Below are 16,359 nucleotides of genomic sequence, written 5' to 3'. Positions count from 1 at the left end.
ACCCCCCACACCCACGCCGACGAGCCGCGCCCGGACCCCGCCGAGGCCCACGCCCGGCACGCCGAACCCACCCCGGCCGGCGTCAGCCACCACGGCGGCGACCCCGACATGGGCGACCTCCCGCACCGCGTCCCCAACGACCCGCGCTTCTTCACCGCCGACGTCCACATCACCCCCGACGGCAGAGCCCGCATCGGCGGCCACGACTACACCCCCGCCGAATACGCCGACATGCTCCGCCGCTCCGGCTACGACGGCAGCAAACCCGTCCGCCTCATCGGCTGCGACGCCGCCAGCAACGACTTCGCCCAACAACTGTCCAGACACCTCGACGCCCCCGTCGTGGCGCCCACCAAACCCGCCTGGACCGACGCCAACGGCCGCGTCTTCACCAGCGACGTCGACATCACTCCCGACGGCACCAGGCAGCCGAAGATCCCGCCCAACGGCGAATGGGAAACCCACCACCCCGACGGCAGCAAAACCAAAGCCAGCGACGACGGCTACGCACCCGGCAGCGACAAGAACACCGACGGCGCCGACGCCAAAGACCGCGGCGAGGACACGGGGTCGAAAGGGGACGAGGAACCCGAGGAGCGTCCCAAGCCGCTGTCGGCCGGAGACGAGCGTGTGGACGATCCTCCGCACTTCCCGGATGCGGAGGACCCTGGCCGAGCGCCCGACACCAGGGATCCCGAGTTCGAACGGGACAAGAGTCGTGGAGCGATCGTCGAGCAGATCGATCCGACCGACACCTCGAGGGTCACGACCAAGAACGGCCTGATCGAAACCATCGATGGGAAGCCGGTCAAGGAATACGTGCAGGACCTCTCGAAGAGTCGGGCGGTCAGTCAGCACGCCCCGAACATGGAATCAGGCGACGGCCCCTGCTCGGCTGTCGCGATCGACCGCAAGACCGGCCTGATCACCGAGGGCGTCAATGGTCAGGCCGACGACCTGATCGAGCCGGAGAACCTGCACCCGCTCCTGCGTGACAACTACATGGACATGGCCGAGTGGAAACACCCGATCATGCGGTCCGAAACCGACGCTGCCCAGATGCCCGTGCTAGGTGAGAACGGCAAGGCGCTCAAGGACGCCGAGGGCAAGGTGATCACGAAGGACGCCGTTCTCGACGGTAGGGCGCATTTCGACGATCCCATGCGGCACGCCGAGGTCAAGGCGGTCAACGAGCTTCTCTGGGAACGTCAACGTGCCTTCGAGGACGCATGGCGCAAGCAGCACGGCGCGGATTCAGTACCGCCTCCGCTCAGCCGTGAGGTGCTGGACGAAATGCGGTTCGACCCGCGGTGGACCGACGAAGTGGTCAAGAAGGGCAATGTCGTCCGCGAACTCGGCGGTGAAGCTCCCGCCTGCGGAAACTGCAACAGTATACTGAGAGATGTGCCGAGCTACAGCGGTCGCTATCACTTCCCGCCGGGTGATCACCGGCGAAATGCCACGCTCGAACCTCCAGTGACGGAATGAAAATGCGTATTGAGAAGCAGGACTCGTACATGGATGACACCATGCGTGTTCTCCATGAAGATGAGCTCTTCACGGGTGAGGTCATCACTCGTGATGCTGAGGGGCGCATCGTCGGGTTGGTCACCTATTTCGAAGGTGTTCCGCACGGACCGCAAGGGCAGTGGTATGCGGACGGCTCGAACAAGAAGGAAGGGCAAGTCGACTGGGGACTTGCCGTCGGTGACTGGCGAGCGTGGCATCCGAACGGGCAGCTCGCTGAGCACACGGTCTTCAATGAGAACGGCAGGCGTGCTCGCCGCCAACGGTGGGACAAGGACGGAAATCTCACGGAAGACAAGACGTACGCGGGCTGAGCCGGCCAGCGCGACTGGACTATCGCGCAGTGGAACCGCCGGAAAGGCTTGAGAGGAAGACGTGTCCGGGCCTGTGCTCGACCGAGAGACCGAACTCGGTGATGACAACACAGTGCTCTTCGGGTGGTGGGCCGTTCACCGGCGACCTCGTGGAGATCGAGGACGGCACGCCGACCCTGGACGAGCGGTCCGGGCTCACGCGCGCCGAACGGAGCACTCAGGCACCATGACCGCGTGTGCGCCTACGTGCTGGTGGCCGACGACGACCACAAGAACGCGGAGCTGATCAAGCGGTACCTCGACCGCGAAGGTCACGACGTGAAGGTCGTCCACGACGGCAGATCCGCCATCGACGAGGTGCGCAGCGCCCGGCCTGACCTGCTGGTCCTCGACGTGATGATGCCCGGTGTTGACGGTCTGGACGTGTGCCGGATCCTGCGCAGGGAGAGCGACGTCCCGGTCCTCATGCTCACGGCCAGGAGCACGGCCGACGACCTGTTGCTGGGCTTCGACCTCGGCGCGGACGACTACGTCACCAAGCCGTACGACCCGCGCGAGCTGATGGCGCGGGTCCGGGCGATCCTCCAGCGGAGCCGGAGAACCACCAGCCAGGCCATCCAGGTCGGCGCCATCAAGATCGACCCGATGCGGCACGAGGTGCACGTCGGGTCGAAGCGGATCGACTGCACGCCGGTCGAGTTCAAGATCCTCGCCACCCTCGCCGCCAGTCCGGACCGGGTGTTCACCAGGGGGCAGCTGCTCGAGCAGGCGCGCGGCATCGACGGGTTCATCACCGAACGCACGGTCGACGTGCATGTGATGAACCTGCGCAAGAAGATCGAGCAGACGCCGCGCAAACCCGTCTACCTGGTCACGGTCTACGGAGTGGGCTACAAGGTCACCAACGGGTCCCGATGAGGTCGAGTCTGCTGGTCCGGCTGCTGGTCAGCTCGGTTTTGGTCGCGGTGTGCTCGATCGCCGCGACGGCGTGGCTCGTGGTGCAGGGCACCTCGGGCGCGATCCGCCAGCAGCAGGGCCAGGCGATCGCGTCCGACCAGGAGATCTACGACGTGCTGCTGGACCACGCGGGCACCAGGCCGATCTGGGACGCGAAGACCGAAGAGGTCATCGCGGAGCTCACCCGCAAGACCGGCAGGCGCATCACACTCACCTCCGACAGCCGCGTGCACGTCGCTGGATACCGGCTGGATCCGTTGCCGCTGAAGGCATCCGCGCGCATCGACCCGCTGAACGTCGACCCGGCGCTGCGGCCGGGAGGTCCGATCGACGACCGGCTCGCCGGGCCGTTCCGGCTGAGCGACGCGGAGTCGGAGGCGCTGAAGAAGTCCGCGGAGCTGCGCCGGGACTGCCTGGCCACCAACGGCATCGGCGCGGTGCTGGTCGAGACGCCCAGCAGGCGCTGGCTGGTGGAGACGCCGGGGCGGCAGACCGGGTCGACGCCGTCGCGGTGCGGTGAGATCACCGCCGGCACGATCGTCACCCCTGTGGACACCGAGAGCGCCGCACTGGCCGACCTCCAGCGCATCTTCGCCACCTGCGCGCTCAAAGAGCCGCCGCTGCTGGTCAACGCGGCCGGGGTGCCGGTGCTCAGCCCCAAGTCGCAGGGCGGCGAGAAGGCGGAGAAGTGCCTGCTGGAGAGCCGCCGCCAGCAGCTCGACCAGTACGCCGCGCCGTCCGCGTTGTTGTTCGTCAGCAACGACGACGGCGCTCCCGAGATCGGCCTCACCAGGGCGGGCACCACGCCGATCGTGCTCGCCGCACTGGCTGTGCTGCTGCTGACCGTGCTGGTCAGCTTCCTCGTCGCGACCAGGCTCGTCGAACCGCTCAAGGCGCTCACCGGTGCGGCGAAGCAGATGCGCGCGGGCGACACGCAGGCACGTGTGCGCACCAAGGCGCGAGGCGAGATCGGCGAGGTCGCCGACGCGTTCAACGAGATGGCCGAGCACCTCGACCGCACCGAACGCCAGCGCAAGGCGATGATCAGCGACGTCTCGCACGAGCTGCGCACGCCGGTCGGCAACATCCGCGGCTGGCTCATCGCCACCCAGGACGGCGTGGCCGACCTGGACCAGGAGCTGGTGGGCTCGCTGCTGGAGGAAACCCTTCTGCTGCAACACCTCGTCGACGACCTGCAGCAACTCGCGTTGGCGGACGCCGACCAGCTGCAGCTGCACCGCGAGCAGATCAACGCCGCCGACGTGCTGGACCAGTTCGCCGGCCACGACCGCGTGACGGTGCGCCGTGCACCGCAGCTCGACCTCGACGCCGATCCGGTGCGGTTGCGCCAGGTCGTCGGCAACCTGGTCACGAACGCCTTGCGGCACAGCGAGAACGAGGTCGTCGTCAGCGGGGAGCGGCGCAACGGCCAGGTGGTCATCGAGGTCGCCGACACCGGCACCGGCATCGCGGAGGAGGACCTGCCGCACGTGTTCGACCGGTTCTGGCGCGCGGACTCGTCGCGCAGCAGGCAGACCGGCGGTTCCGGGCTCGGCCTCGCCATCGTGCGCAACCTCGTGGAGCTGCACGGCGGCACCGTCGAGGTCCGCAGCAGGCTCGGCGCGGGCACGACGTTCACTCTGAAGCTACCCGCATAGGGATCACACGAGTTCTTGACAAGTTCCGCAGAGCCTTTGGGGCATGCGACTAATCCTGTGCATGGCCGCGGCCCTCGCGCTCAGCGCGTGCGGGTCGGCGGAACGAGCAACCCCCGAAGTCGCCTCCCTGCAGACCTCGGGCTCGGATTCGGGCGCCACCTCGGCTGCCCCGCCGTCCTCCGAACAGCCACGCGAGCGCATCGACGACACCCCGGAGCAGGCGCAGGCGCGTTCCAAGCCGTACCGCGACTGCATGAAGGCCAACGGTGTGCCGTTCGGCAAAGCGGAAGCCGCGGCGATGTCCAGCGAGGAGTACAAGCGCATCCAGCCGATCGCGTGGGAGAAGTGCAAGCACTTCTTCCCGTTGCGGGCGTGGGAGTTCGACAGGAACAACCCGGAGTCCATGGACTTCATCCACCGCGTGGTCGAGTGCATGCGTGCGGCGGGCGCCAAGGTCGAGGAGATTCCGGCTGCTCCCGGCGTCGACTTCAACGGCTACAAGTTCGTCGGTGAGAACCCGCAGTTCGCTGAGGGCAAAGGCATGGAGCTCTCTTCCCGGTGCGAGAAGGAGAGCCTGAACAAGTGAAAAGGTTGATCATCGCCGCGGTCTTCGTGCTGACCGCGTGCGGAACCGCGGAGAACAGCACTCCTCAGGTCGCCTCGTTGCAGACGAGCGGCACGACGGCCACCGGCGCGGCGCAGCCCGAGCAGCAGCGTGCGCGCATCGACGACACCCCGGAGCAGGCCAGGGCGCGCTCCAAGCCGTACGGCGACTGCATGTCCGCCAACGGCATGCCGGACACCAAGGAAGAAGCCGCGGCGATGCCGGCCGAGGAGTACAAGCGCCTCCAGCCGATCGCGTTCGCCAAGTGCGAGCACCTCTACCTCCTGCCTCCGTGGGAGTACGACAAGTCCAACCCGGAGTCGCTCGACTTCATCCACCGCGTCGTCGAGTGTCTGCGCGCGGCCGGAGCGAAGGCTGAGGAGCGTCCAGCGGGTCCCGGTGAGCAGCAGAACAGCTGGGCGTACGTGGGCGACAACTCGCACATCGGCACGCTCGAGGGCATGGAGCTCACCCAGCGGTGTGAGAAAGAGAGTCTGCGGAAGTGAAGAAGTGGGTCATCACCGGCGTCGCGGTCGTGGCACTGCTCGGCGGAATCGGCTTCGCGTGGTCGAACCGCCCGCGGGCCGCGCCCGCGGCCACCGGTCCGCAGCAGGCCACGACGGTCGAGGTCACCAAGACCGACCTCATGAACACCGCGCAGTTCCAGGGCAGCCTCGGCTACGGCCCCGCCACCACGTTGACCGGTCGCAAGCCCGGCACCGTCACCTGGCTGCCCGCCGCGGGTGCGGTGATCGAGCCCGGCCAGCCGCTGTACAAGGTGGACGATCGGCCGGTGCTTCTGTTCGCAGGTGAGACCCCGCTGTTCCGCAAGCTGGAAACGCCGGGTACGCGTGGACCGGACGCCGAGGTGGTGAACGCCAACCTGGGGCTGAACGGTGACGAGTACGGCTCCGTCACGGCCGCGGCGCTCAAGCGCTGGCAGAAGACGAACAAGCTGCCGGAGACCGGTCACATCGAGCCGGGTGACGTCGTGGTGCTGCCGGGCAAGGTCAGGGTCGAGTCGGCGAAGATCTCGTTAGGCGGCAAAGCCGAAGGCGAGCTGATGTCGTTGACCGGCGCCGACCGCGCGGTGACCGTGGACGTGCCCGCCGACCAGACGGACGCGCTGAAGCAGGGCACGGAGGTGTCCGTGGAGCTGCCGGACGGCAAGCAGGCCAAGGGCACCGTCACGTCCGTCGGCACGTCCGCGAGCAGCGCCGAAGGCAACAAGAACGACAAACCGAAGGTCGTCGCCACCGTCGCACTCGCTGACGCGGGCGGACTGATGTCCGGTCCGGTCAAGGTGAAGGTGGCGAGCGAGACCAAGACCGGTGTGCTCGCGGTGCCGGTCGGCGCGCTGGTCGCGTTGAAGGAAGGCGGCTACGCCTTGCAACGCGAGGAAGGCGGCTTCCTCGCCGTGACCACCGGGCTGTTCTCGAACGGCATGGTCGAGGTCACCGGCGACGGCTTGACCGAGGGCATGGAAGTGGTGACGACCTCGTGACCCCGGTGCTGGAGATCCGCGACGCGGTGAAGTCCTATCCCGGCGGTGTGCAGGCGCTGGCCGGCGTCTCGCTGACGATCGAGGAGGGTGAGCTGATCGGCATCGTCGGTCCGTCCGGGTCCGGCAAGTCGACGCTGCTCAACCTGATGGGCACGCTCGACCGGCCGACCAGCGGCACCGTGCGGGTCGCAGGCCAGGACGTGATGTCCATGTCCGACAAGGCGTTGTCCACGATGCGCGGCCGCACGCTCGGGTTCGTCTTCCAGCAGTTCCACCTCACCGACGGTCTCACCGCGACCCAGAACGTGGCCACCGGCCTCCTCTACGCGGGCGTCGCGCGCAAGTGGCGCGCGGCGCTCGCGGTCCAAGCGCTGACCAGGGTCGGTCTCGCGCACCGCAGGGACCACCGGCCGCACGAGCTCTCCGGTGGCGAGAAGCAACGTGTCGCGATCGCCAGGGCGTTGGTGAACAGCCCGAAGCTCGTTCTCGCCGACGAACCGACCGGCGCGCTCGACACCGCGAACGGCCATGCGGTGCTGCAACTGCTGCGCGACCTCAACCGCGCAGGCACCACCATCGCGATCATCACCCACGACCGGGAGATCGCCGCGACGCTGCCTCGCTGCGTGCACATGCGGGATGGGCGGGTGTCCGAGTGAACCTGGTCGACCTGCTGCAAACGGGCCTGCTGGGCCTGCGCACCCGGCCGATGCGCGCGGTGCTGTCCGCACTCGGCATCTCCATCGGCATCGCCACGTTGATCGTCGTCGTCGGCATCCCGGCATCGAGCCACCGGCAGCTGATGAACGAGCTGTCCGCGCTCGGCACGAACCTGTTGCGCGCCGAGGTCGCCCCGGACAGCACGACCGGGCAGCTGCCGCCGGTGCCGGAGAACTCCGCGGAGATGGCCGACCGGATCGGTCCTGTGCACATGGCGAGTGCGCTCGCCAACGCGCAGACGTTCGTCAGCCGCACCGACCGCGTCGAGGAGAACTCCGGGCTGAGCGTGCTGGTCGCCAAGCCGAACCTGCTGGAGGCGTTGAACGGCCGAGTCCACTCCGGCACCTTCCTCAACGCTGCCAACAGCGCGTTTCCCACGGTCGTGCTCGGCGACAAGGCCGCGACCCGGCTCGGCATCACCTCGCTCACGCCCGGCGCGCCCGCCCCGCAGGTCTGGGTCGGCAAGAGCTGGTTCACCGTCGTCGGCATCCTCGAAGCCATGCCGCTCGCGCCGGACGTCGAACGCTCGGTGCTGATCGGCTGGGAGTCCGCGCGCCGTCAGCTCGGGTTCTCCGGCCACCCCACGGTGATCTACGTGAAGGTCGACGAGACGGCGATCGAGGACGTCCGGGCCGTGCTGCCCGCCACGGTCTTCCCGGAGAGTCCCGGCGAGATCAGGGTCAGCAGGCCGTCCGACGCGCTCGCCGCGAAACGCCTCACCGAGAACACGTTCTCCGCGCTGTTCCTCGGGCTCGCCGGGGTCGCGCTGCTGGTCGGCGGCGTCGGCGTGGCCAACACGATGGTGATCTCGGTGCTGGAACGCAAGCGCGAGATCGGCCTGCGCAGGGCACTCGGCGCGAACCGCGGCCACATCCGGTGGCAGTTCCTCACCGAGTCCGTCGCGCTGTGCCTGCTCGGCGGCCTCGCGGGCGCCGTGCTCGGGGTGCTCGGCACGGCCGGGTACGCCGCGTGGCGGGACTGGCCGACGGTGATCCCGCTGAACGCGGTGTTCACCGGCATCGGCGCGGCCCTGCTGGTCGGCGTGCTCGCGGGTGTGTACCCGGCCGTGCGCGCATCCCGTCTGGCGCCCACAGAAGCGCTCGCCGCTCCCTAGACGCGGTGCAGCCCCGGCCGCCGGTCCTCGATCACGAACGACGCCTTGGTCGAGACCGGCGCGCCGGGCCGCGACACGTAGTCCAGACCCCGGAAGTCGGCGCGCACCTCACGCGACGTGAACCGCGTCCGCACGTACCCGCGCCGGTTGTTGAAGTACTTCACGTGCGGGTTCTCGGCCAGGATCGCCGCGGTCTCCGGACGTTCCTCCGACCCGTCACCACCCGAGGTGATCGACGTGGACACGAGTTCGGTGCCGACGGTCTTCGACGCAGGGTCGTCCCAGCGCGCCTTGACGTCCGCACCCCACGCGGCGTGCACGTCACCGGTGAGCACGACGGCGTTGCGCACCGAGGAGAAGCCCGCCGCCACGCGGTCGCGGTTGGCCGCGTACCCGTCCCACGCGTCCATGTTGTTGCGCTCGCCCGCACCGGCCATGAAGTCCAGCTGCGAGAAGAACACCTGCTGCCCCAGCACGTCCCAGCGCGCGCACGAGGAGCGGAACCCGTCGAGCAGCCACTTCTCCTGCGCCGCACCGGTGATCGACCGGGTCGGGTTCAGTCGCTCGGGACACGTCTTGAGCCCGTCGCCGCACGCCTGGTCGTCGCGGTACTGCCGGGTGTCGAGCATGTGGAACGTGGCGAGCCTGCCCCACTCCACCCGCCGGTGCAGCTTCAGGTCGATGCCGTCCGGACGCCGCCGGATCGGCATGTTCTCGTAGTACGCCTGGAAGGCCGCCGCCCGGCGCGCCAGGAAGTTCGGCTGCGGGATCTCCGGCTTCTCGTAGACCTCGTCCGCCCAGTTGTTGTCGATCTCGTGGTCGTCCCACACGACCGACCACGGCGCCACGGCGTGCGCTTCCTGGAGGTCGGCGTCGGTCTTGTACTGGGCGTGCCGCTGCCGGTAGTTGGCGAGCGTCTCGGTCTCCGGCCCCTCGTGGTCGCGCGGGTTGCCGCCGGGCGCGACGTAGGAGCCCTTCTTGTACTCGTACTGGTAGTCGCCGAGGTGCAGGACGAGGTCCGGCTCGTCCTCGGCCAGCCGCTTGTACGCGGTGAAGTAGCCGTGCTCGAACTGCGAGCAAGACGCGAACGCCATGGTCAGCGCACCGCCGAGAGCCCACGGCGCTGGCGAGGTCCTGGTGCGGCCGACGCGCGAGACGTGCCCGTCGGCGGAGAAGCGGTAGAAGTACTCGGCGCCGGGCCGCAGGCCGCGGACGTCCACGTGCACGCTGTGCCCGAGCTCGGGCCGGGCCCATGCGGTGCCGCGCCGGACGACCCGGCGGAAGCGCTCGTCGAGTGCGATCTCCCACCGGACCTCGATCGCACGGGACGGCATGCCGCCCAGTCCGTCCTCGGCGAGAGGGGTGGGTGCCAGGCGCGTCCACAGGAGGACGCCGTCGAAGGTCGGGTCGCCGGAAGCGACCCCCAGCGTGAAGGGATCAGCGAGCTTCGGTGATCCCGCACCCACCGCGGTGAGCGCCAGTCCGCCGATGATCAGTGCGCGTCGCGTCACATGAGTCATGCCGCTGACACTGACCGACCGTCATGGCCGGTGAGTGAACTCCAGCTAGACGCGATGCAGCGCTCTCACGCGGTCTTCGATGACGAAGCTCGCCTTGGTCGACACGGGTGAGCCTGGACGTGAGACGTACTCCACACCGCGGAAGTCCGCGCGCAGCTCGCCGGCCGAGAACCGGGTCAGCACGTAGCCGCGCCGGTTGTTGAAGTACTTCACGTGCGGGTTCTCGGCCAGCCACGACGGAGTCTCCGGATACTCCTCGGACCCGTCGCCACCGGCCGTGATGGACGTCGAGACGAGCTCGGTGCCCGCGGTCTTCGACGCCGGGTCGTCCCAGCGCTCCTTGATCTCGGCGCCCCACGCCGCGTGCACGTCGCCGGTGAGCACGACCGGGTTGCGGACGGGCGCGAACCCGGCGACCACGCGGTCCCGTGCCGCGGCGTAGCCGTCCCACGCGTCCAGCAGGAGCGTCTCGCCCGTGCCGATCGTGTGGTCGTACTGCGAGAAGAACACCTGCTGGCCGAGCACGTCCCAGCGCGCCGACGACGTGCGCAGCCCGTTCAGCAGCCAGTTCTCCTGCGCGGTGCCGAGCATCGTGCGGGTCGGGAGCAGCCGGTCAGGGCAGTCCTTGAGCCCGTCGCCGCACGCCTGGTCGTCGCGGTACTGCCTGCTGTCGAGCATGTGGAACGTCGCCAGCCGCCCCCACGGCAGCCGCCGGTAGAGCCGCAGCTCGTCGCCCTGCGGTGCGCGCCGGATCGGCATGTTCTCGTAGTACGCCTGGAACGCGGCCCGGCGGCGCTCCGGGAAGTGGGCCTGCGGCTTGTCCGGCATCCCGCCCGCCCAGTTGTTGTCGACCTCGTGGTCGTCCCACACGACCGACCACGGCGCCACCGCGTGCGCGGCCTGGAGGTCGAGGTCGGCCTTGTACTGGCCGTAGCGCTGCCGGTAGTTGGCGAGCGTCACAGTGGCCGGCCCGTCCACCACGCGGACGTTGCCGTTCGGCGCGACGTGGACGCCCTTCTCGAACTCGTACTGGTAGTCGCCGAGGTGCAGGATCAGATCCGGCTCGTCCTCGGCCAGCCGCTTGTACGCGGTGAAGTAGCCGTGCTCGAACTGCGCGCACGAGGCGAACGCCATGGTCAGCCCGGTCATCTCGGCCGGACCGGGTGCCGTCCGGGTGCGGCCGGCGCGCGAGACGTGGCCGTGCGCCGCGAAGCGGTAGAAGTACTCGCGGCCGGGCGCAAGGTCGCGCACGTCGACGTGGACGCTGTGCCCCGACTCCGGCCGGGCGGTCGCGACGCCGCGCTGGACGATCCCGCGGAACCGCTCGTCACCTGCGATTTCCCACCTCACCTCGGTCGAGCGGGACGGCATGCCGCCGAGTCCGTCCTCGGCGAGCGGGTCGCGGGCCAGGCGCGTCCACAGCACCACGCCGTCCGGCGTCGGGTCGCCGGAAGCGACCCCCAGTGTGAAGGGATCGGAGGGTCTGGCGGATGCTGCGGTGAGTGCCGTGACGGCCACCCCGCCGATGATCAGCGTGCGTCTGGTCACGGAGCCCATGCCATCAATACGGCTGGGACGGGGTCACCGGTTCGGGGGTCTCGTTGAAGCGTTGGCACTCTCGTGGGTAGAGTGCTAGCTGCACGGCACCAGCACCGCCCCGACCCCCGCGACGGCGGGGTGGCAGGAGCCGTTAAATCGAACCTGCCAACGACCCGTGGAGGTCATCCCGGTGAGCGTGAACATCAAGCCGCTCGAGGACAAGATCGTCGTTCAGGCCTCGGAGGCCGAGACGACCACTGCCTCCGGCCTCGTGATCCCGGACACCGCGAAGGAGAAGCCCCAGGAGGGCAAGGTCCTCGCGGTTGGCCCCGGCCGGATCGACGACAAGGGCAACCGCGTCCCGCTGGACGTGGCTGTCGGTGACGTCGTCATCTACTCGAAGTACGGCGGCACCGAGGTCAAGTACAACGGCGAGGAGTACTTGATCCTCTCCGCCCGCGACGTGCTGGCCGTCGTCAACTGACGCTGCGGCTGACATGCCTGACGCCCCGGCGCCCCACACCGGGGCTACCGGGGCGTTTCGCTTTGAGAGAGGTTAGTTAATGCCCAAGCAGATCAGCTTCGACGAGGACGCTCGTCGGGCGTTGGAGCGCGGCGTCAACAAGCTCGCGGACACGGTCAAGGTGACCCTTGGCCCGCGTGGGCGCCACGTCGTGCTCGACAAGAAGTTCGGCGGCCCGACGGTCACGAACGACGGCGTCACCATCGCTCGCGAGATCGAGCTGGACGACCCGTTCGAGAACCTCGGCGCGCAGCTGGCGAAGTCCGTCGCGACCAAGACCAACGACGTCGCGGGCGACGGCACCACCACCGCCACCGTGCTGGCACAGGCGCTCGTCCGCGAGGGCCTGCGCAACGTGGCCGCCGGCGCGAACCCGACCTCGCTCGGCCGCGGCATCCAGGCCGCGTCCGACGCCGTCGTGGACGCCCTCAAGGGCAAGGCCACGCCGGTCAAGGGCCGCGACAACATCGCGCAGGTCGGCACCGTCTCGTCCCGTGACGCGTCGATCGGCAACCTGCTCGGCGAGGCCATCGAGCGGGTCGGCGAGGACGGCGTCATCACCGTCGAGGAGTCCTCGACGCTGGCGACCGAGCTCGTGATCACCGAGGGTGTCCAGTTCGACAAGGGCTACATCTCCTCGCACTTCTCCACCGACCTCGAGTCGCAGGAGACGGTGTTCGAGGACGTCCGCATCCTGCTGCACCGCGAGAAGATCTCGGCGCTCGCCGAGCTGCTCCCGGTGCTGGAGAAGGCGGCAGAGGCCGGCAAGCCGCTGCTGATCATCGCCGAGGACGTCGAGGGCGAGGCCCTGTCCACGCTGGTGGTCAACGCGCTGCGCAAGACCCTCAAGGTCGTCGCGGTGAAGGCCCCGTTCTTCGGTGACCGCCGCAAGGCGTTCCTCGACGACCTGGGTGTCGTCACCGGTGCCGAGGTCATCTCCTCGGAGATCGGCATGAAGCTGTCCGAGGCCACCCTCGACTCGCTGGGCTCCGCCCGCCGCGTCGTCGTGACCAAGGACGACACCACGATCGTCGACGGCGGCGGCGCCAAGGCCGACGTCGCGGGTCGCGCGGAGCAGCTGCGCCGCGAGATCGAGGCGACCGACTCCGACTGGGACCGCGAGAAGCTGCAGGAGCGGCTGGCCAAGCTGTCCGGCGGCATCGCCGTCATCAAGGTCGGCGCGGCCACCGAGACCGAGCTCAAGGAGCGCAAGCACCGCATCGAGGACGCGGTCGCCGCGACCAAGGCAGCGGTCGAGGAGGGCATCGTCCCCGGTGGCGGTTCCGCTCTGGTGCACGCGGCCAAGGTGCTCGACGGTGGCCTCGGCCTGACCGGTGACGAGGCGACCGGTGTCGCGCTCGTCGCGAAGGCGCTGTCCTCGGCGCTGTACTGGATCGCCGCGAACGCCGGCCTCGAGGGTGCCGTCGTCGTGAACAAGGTCCGCGAGGGCGACTGGGGCTTCGGCCTGAACGCCGCCACGCTGACCTACGGCGACCTGCTCGACCAGGGCATCATCGACCCGGTCAAGGTCACGCGTTCGGCTGTCGCCAACGCCGCCTCCATCGCCCGCATGGTGCTCACCACGGAGAGCGCCGTCGTGGAGAAGAAGGCGGACGAGTCTCCTGCCGGTGGCCACGGCCACGGGCATGGCCACGGCCACTGAGTTGTTTGGCCGCTGCTCCGCAGACGGCGGCGAGGTCGCCTGAAGTCGGTGTCTTCCCTCGTGATTTCGTGCGGCCGGCGCCCCGAGGGGGCACCGGCCGCACGAAATGACTCAGTCCAGACACCGACGCGACCTCGCGTTGCTGACGTGAAAGGGCCGGTACCCCTCGGGGTGCCGGCCCTTTTCGCGTTACACGAGGGTCAACTGCCGCTTGCGCGCCTTGATGATGTGATCGCGTTCTGATTCCGAGAGCCCGCCCCAAATTCCGTAGGGCTCCTGCACGGCCAGAGCGTGCCTGCGGCACATCTCCAGTACCGGGCAGGCCAGGCAGACGGCTTTGGCCCGTGCTTCCCGCCTGGCTCTCGCCGGGCCCCGTTCACCGTCCGGGTGGAAGAAGAACGCGCTGTCCATCCCGCGGCAGGAGCCACGCATCTGCCAATCCCACAGATCAGCGTTGGGACCAGGGAGCCTTCGGGTGTCCGCCATCGAGACCGCCTCCGTGACGACTGCTCCATTCGGCTTAACGATGATCCACCGTAGAACCGCGCCAATGCTTGTTCAAGAGTCAGAAGACCCTTATCAACTGATGGGTGACGAAGCACGTGTTCGATCACTCACCGACTGGAGTTGCCGCCCGGATGAGGTGAACGCACGATGGCTCCGTGATGACGCAACCGGAGTACAGATCCACCGGTAGTCATACGAGTGAGCCCATGCTCTCGGTGGCCGCCGTCGCCAGACGGCTCGGCGTGGCACCAGCGACCCTGCGCACCTGGGACCGCCGGTACGGACTGGGCCCGACCGCGCACACGACCGGCAGGCACCGCAAGTACGACACCCGCGACGTGGCCCGGCTCGAGCTGATGCAACGCGCACTGCTGCGCGGCGCCTCGTCGGCGGAGGCCGCGCGCTTCGCGCTGTCCAGCAAGGCCTCGCTCACCGGCGGCGAACTGCCGGAGAAGGCCGCGTCCGGCGGCCGCGGCCTCAAGATGCCCGGCGCGTCCCGCCGGGCCCGCGGCCTGGACCGTGCGGCACTGGCCATGGACTCCGTCGCCGTCCAGCAGCTCCTCGCCGACGCCATCGCCTCCGACGGCGTGATCGACACCTGGGACGGCGTGATCCGCCCGGTGCTGACGGCCGTGGCCGCCCGCTGGGAGCTCTCCGGCGCGGGCGTCGAGGTCGAGCACCTCGTCAACGAGTGCGTGCTGGCCGCGTTGATCAGGGCGACGCCCATCGTCACGGCGCCGCGCAACCACCGGGCCGTGCTCCTGGCGTGCATGCCGGAGGAGCGGCACACCCTGTCCCTGTACGCGCTGGCCGCTGAGCTGGCCGGGCGCGACATCGTCATCCGGCAGCTGGGGGCCGCGTTGCCGCTCGAGGCCCTGTTCGCCGCGGTGCGGCGGACTGCTCCCTCGGCTGTCGTGCTGTGGGCCCAGTTGCCCCGCTACGCCGATCCGGGTGCGTTGACGGCTCTGCCGCGGACCCGGCAGCAGATGCGGCTGTTCGTGGGTGGGCCGGGGTGGCGGCGGGGTGTGGTGCCTCCGCAGTCGGAGCGGGTGGAGGACCTGGCGGCCGCGGCGGCGGCGATCGAGGCCGCGGTCGTCTGAGCGCGTTCGTTTTTTTCGAATAGTGCTAAAGTAGTCGTGTCAGCAGGGACCGGATCAGGCTGGAGGGGGCGAACGATGACCGTGCTGGAGCAGTACACCGTCCTGCCGCCCGAGAAGGGGGACGCCACCTTGGCGCACCTCGCGACCGTGCTGCGCGCAGCGCACGGCGAGCTGGTCGGTTCCGACGGCACGAGGACTGTGCTGCCCGACGAGGTCTACCAGGTGCTGCGCGACGTCGTGAAGGCGATGTCAGACGGTCTGGCGATCACGGTCGCTCCGCACAACACGCTGCTGACCACGCAGGAAGCCGCGGACATGCTGGGGATCTCGCGGCCCACCGTCGTCCGCTTGCTGGAACAGGGCGACATCCCGTTCGAGATGCGCGGACGGCACCGTCGTGTGCAACTCGCCGACCTGCTGGACTACCGCGAGCGGACCCGCGCCCGGCGGCGTGCGGTGCTGGCCGAGATGACGCGAGAAGCCGCGGAGGATGGCGACTACGAGAAGACGGACGGGTTCATTCGGACCCGTTAGACCGTTTGGCAGACTGCTCGCGTGGGATTTCCGGTCTTCCTCGACGCCTGTGTGCTCGTGCCCATCCGGCTCGCGGATCTGCTGCTGCGTCTGGCAGAAGCCGAGACGTATCGCCCGCTCTGGTCGCCTCAGGTGCTGACCGAGGTCGGGCGCAACCTGCCGCGCCTCGGTGTCGATCCGGCGAAGGCGCAGCGGCGCGTCCAGCACATGCTGGACGAGTTTCCGGACGCCATGGTCACGGGCTACGACGATCTGGTCTCGGCGATGACCAACGACCCGAAGGATCGGCACGTGCTCGCGGCTGCTGTGCACGCCAAGGCCGCTGTGATCGTGACCGCCAACCTCCGCGACTTCCCGCCCGACGCGTTGTCTCCGTATCGCATCCGAGCCTTGCATCCCGATGACTTCCTCCTGGATCAGCTGGATCTGCATCTACGTCAGACCTTGGCCTGCGTGCGTGACCAGATCGCCGCCTACCGTCGTCCGCCGCTGTCAGTGGACGGATTCCTGGATGGGTTTGCGAAGTGCGTGCCTCGGTTCGCCGAGACCGTCCGCGAGCTGCTCGGCGCGTGACC

General features: G+C 68.9%; 17 protein-coding genes and 1 pseudogene. 15 read left to right on the top strand and 3 right to left on the bottom strand.

Going from position 1 to position 16,359, the window contains the following annotated elements; all coding sequences use genetic code 11:
- The 10 genes and pseudogenes from FKR81_RS39845 to FKR81_RS39805 all read left to right on the top strand — a co-directional run.
- Window positions 1-1,488 (top strand): annotated as a pseudogene (locus FKR81_RS39845) (YwqJ-related putative deaminase); the annotation flags it as partial.
- Window positions 1,489-1,517: 29 nt separating this feature from the next.
- Window positions 1,518-1,841 (top strand): toxin-antitoxin system YwqK family antitoxin, encoded by a 324-nt coding sequence (locus FKR81_RS39840; RefSeq protein WP_146360225.1) that lies wholly within the window; start codon window positions 1,518-1,520, stop codon window positions 1,839-1,841.
- Between the two features lie 101 nt (window positions 1,842-1,942).
- Window positions 1,943-2,071, top strand: a complete 129-nt coding sequence (locus tag FKR81_RS45740; RefSeq protein WP_268891608.1) for a hypothetical protein — start codon at window positions 1,943-1,945, stop codon at window positions 2,069-2,071.
- Between the two features lie 4 nt (window positions 2,072-2,075).
- Window positions 2,076-2,759 (top strand): response regulator transcription factor, encoded by a 684-nt coding sequence (locus tag FKR81_RS39835; RefSeq protein WP_146360223.1) that lies wholly within the window; start codon window positions 2,076-2,078, stop codon window positions 2,757-2,759.
- A complete protein-coding gene (locus FKR81_RS39830; protein WP_146360221.1) occupies window positions 2,756-4,456 on the top strand; it encodes a sensor histidine kinase in 1,701 nt (566 codons plus the stop codon). Before FKR81_RS39835 ends, FKR81_RS39830 begins: the two co-directional genes overlap by 4 nt.
- Window positions 4,457-4,499: 43 nt before the next feature.
- Window positions 4,500-5,042, top strand: coding sequence for a hypothetical protein (locus FKR81_RS39825; protein ID WP_146360219.1), 543 nt, complete (start codon window positions 4,500-4,502; stop codon window positions 5,040-5,042).
- Window positions 5,039-5,566 (top strand): hypothetical protein, encoded by a 528-nt coding sequence (locus FKR81_RS39820; protein WP_146360217.1) that lies wholly within the window; start codon window positions 5,039-5,041, stop codon window positions 5,564-5,566. Before FKR81_RS39825 ends, FKR81_RS39820 begins: the two co-directional genes overlap by 4 nt.
- Window positions 5,563-6,564 carry an HlyD family efflux transporter periplasmic adaptor subunit gene (locus tag FKR81_RS39815; RefSeq protein ID WP_146360215.1) on the top strand — a complete coding sequence of 334 codons (1,002 nt, stop codon included), beginning with the start codon at window positions 5,563-5,565 and terminating at the stop codon, window positions 6,562-6,564. The genes FKR81_RS39820 and FKR81_RS39815 overlap by 4 nt, the downstream gene beginning before the upstream one ends.
- Window positions 6,561-7,223, top strand: coding sequence for an ABC transporter ATP-binding protein (locus FKR81_RS39810; RefSeq protein WP_146360213.1), 663 nt, complete (start codon window positions 6,561-6,563; stop codon window positions 7,221-7,223). Before FKR81_RS39815 ends, FKR81_RS39810 begins: the two co-directional genes overlap by 4 nt.
- A 50-nt stretch (window positions 7,224-7,273) precedes the next feature.
- On the top strand, window positions 7,274-8,398 hold the full coding sequence (locus FKR81_RS39805) for an ABC transporter permease (RefSeq protein ID WP_146360243.1): 1,125 nt from the start codon (window positions 7,274-7,276) through the stop codon (window positions 8,396-8,398).
- Here the strand turns inward: FKR81_RS39805 and FKR81_RS39800 are convergent.
- Window positions 8,395-9,918, bottom strand: coding sequence for an alkaline phosphatase D family protein (locus tag FKR81_RS39800; RefSeq protein ID WP_146360211.1), 1,524 nt, complete (start codon window positions 9,916-9,918; stop codon window positions 8,395-8,397). The genes FKR81_RS39805 and FKR81_RS39800 overlap by 4 nt on opposite strands.
- Window positions 9,919-9,963: 45 nt before the next feature.
- Window positions 9,964-11,475, bottom strand: coding sequence for an alkaline phosphatase D family protein (locus FKR81_RS39795; RefSeq protein ID WP_146360209.1), 1,512 nt, complete (start codon window positions 11,473-11,475; stop codon window positions 9,964-9,966).
- Window positions 11,476-11,647: 172 nt separating this feature from the next.
- Here FKR81_RS39795 and groES point away from each other — a divergent pair, with 172 nt between their 5' ends.
- Window positions 11,648-11,941 (top strand): co-chaperone GroES, encoded by a 294-nt coding sequence (gene groES, locus FKR81_RS39790; protein WP_030478362.1) that lies wholly within the window; start codon window positions 11,648-11,650, stop codon window positions 11,939-11,941.
- A gap of 79 nt (window positions 11,942-12,020) precedes the next feature.
- Window positions 12,021-13,643 carry a chaperonin GroEL gene (gene groL, locus FKR81_RS39785; RefSeq protein WP_146360207.1) on the top strand — a complete coding sequence of 541 codons (1,623 nt, stop codon included), beginning with the start codon at window positions 12,021-12,023 and terminating at the stop codon, window positions 13,641-13,643.
- Between the two features lie 189 nt (window positions 13,644-13,832).
- Here groL and FKR81_RS39780 read toward each other — a convergent pair whose 3' ends face one another.
- Window positions 13,833-14,129 carry a WhiB family transcriptional regulator gene (locus FKR81_RS39780; RefSeq protein WP_146360205.1) on the bottom strand — a complete coding sequence of 99 codons (297 nt, stop codon included), beginning with the start codon at window positions 14,127-14,129 and terminating at the stop codon, window positions 13,833-13,835.
- Window positions 14,130-14,356: 227 nt separating this feature from the next.
- Here FKR81_RS39780 and FKR81_RS39775 point away from each other — a divergent pair, with 227 nt between their 5' ends.
- From FKR81_RS39775 to FKR81_RS39765, 3 genes are all read left to right on the top strand, one after another.
- Window positions 14,357-15,250: a MerR family transcriptional regulator gene (locus FKR81_RS39775; protein WP_235922185.1), complete on the top strand. Its 894-nt coding sequence runs from the start codon at window positions 14,357-14,359 to the stop codon at window positions 15,248-15,250.
- A gap of 75 nt (window positions 15,251-15,325) precedes the next feature.
- Window positions 15,326-15,784 (top strand): helix-turn-helix domain-containing protein, encoded by a 459-nt coding sequence (locus tag FKR81_RS39770; RefSeq protein ID WP_146360202.1) that lies wholly within the window; start codon window positions 15,326-15,328, stop codon window positions 15,782-15,784.
- A 21-nt stretch (window positions 15,785-15,805) separates the two neighbouring features.
- A complete protein-coding gene (locus FKR81_RS39765) occupies window positions 15,806-16,357 on the top strand; it encodes a PIN domain-containing protein (RefSeq protein ID WP_146360200.1) in 552 nt (183 codons plus the stop codon).
- Window positions 16,358-16,359: the final 2 nt, after the last annotated feature.

Origin of the sequence: Lentzea tibetensis (assembly GCF_007845675.1) — a bacterium.
Lineage (GTDB): Bacteria > Actinomycetota > Actinomycetes > Mycobacteriales > Pseudonocardiaceae > Lentzea > Lentzea tibetensis.
This window is presented reverse-complemented; position numbering and strand designations above follow the sequence as displayed.

What these genes read in the sequence shown, in the direction of transcription:
- FKR81_RS39840 (WP_146360225.1), top strand. Translation starts at nt 1,518, where the DNA reads ATGGATGACACCATGCGTGTTCTCCATGAAGATGAGCTCTTCACGGGT.
- FKR81_RS45740 (WP_268891608.1), top strand. Translation starts at nt 1,943, where the DNA reads ATGACAACACAGTGCTCTTCGGGTGGTGGGCCGTTCACCGGCGACCTC.
- FKR81_RS39830 (WP_146360221.1), top strand. Translation starts at nt 2,756, where the DNA reads ATGAGGTCGAGTCTGCTGGTCCGGCTGCTGGTCAGCTCGGTTTTGGTC.
- FKR81_RS39825 (WP_146360219.1), top strand. Translation starts at nt 4,500, where the DNA reads ATGCGACTAATCCTGTGCATGGCCGCGGCCCTCGCGCTCAGCGCGTGC.
- FKR81_RS39805 (WP_146360243.1), top strand. Translation starts at nt 7,274, where the DNA reads ATGCGCGCGGTGCTGTCCGCACTCGGCATCTCCATCGGCATCGCCACG.
- FKR81_RS39800 (WP_146360211.1), bottom strand. Translation starts at nt 9,918, where the DNA reads ATGACTCATGTGACGCGACGCGCACTGATCATCGGCGGACTGGCGCTC.
- FKR81_RS39795 (WP_146360209.1), bottom strand. Translation starts at nt 11,475, where the DNA reads ATGGGCTCCGTGACCAGACGCACGCTGATCATCGGCGGGGTGGCCGTC.
- groL (WP_146360207.1), top strand. Translation starts at nt 12,021, where the DNA reads ATGCCCAAGCAGATCAGCTTCGACGAGGACGCTCGTCGGGCGTTGGAG.
- FKR81_RS39780 (WP_146360205.1), bottom strand. Translation starts at nt 14,129, where the DNA reads ATGGCGGACACCCGAAGGCTCCCTGGTCCCAACGCTGATCTGTGGGAT.
- FKR81_RS39775 (WP_235922185.1), top strand. Translation starts at nt 14,357, where the DNA reads ATGCTCTCGGTGGCCGCCGTCGCCAGACGGCTCGGCGTGGCACCAGCG.
- FKR81_RS39770 (WP_146360202.1), top strand. Translation starts at nt 15,326, where the DNA reads ATGACCGTGCTGGAGCAGTACACCGTCCTGCCGCCCGAGAAGGGGGAC.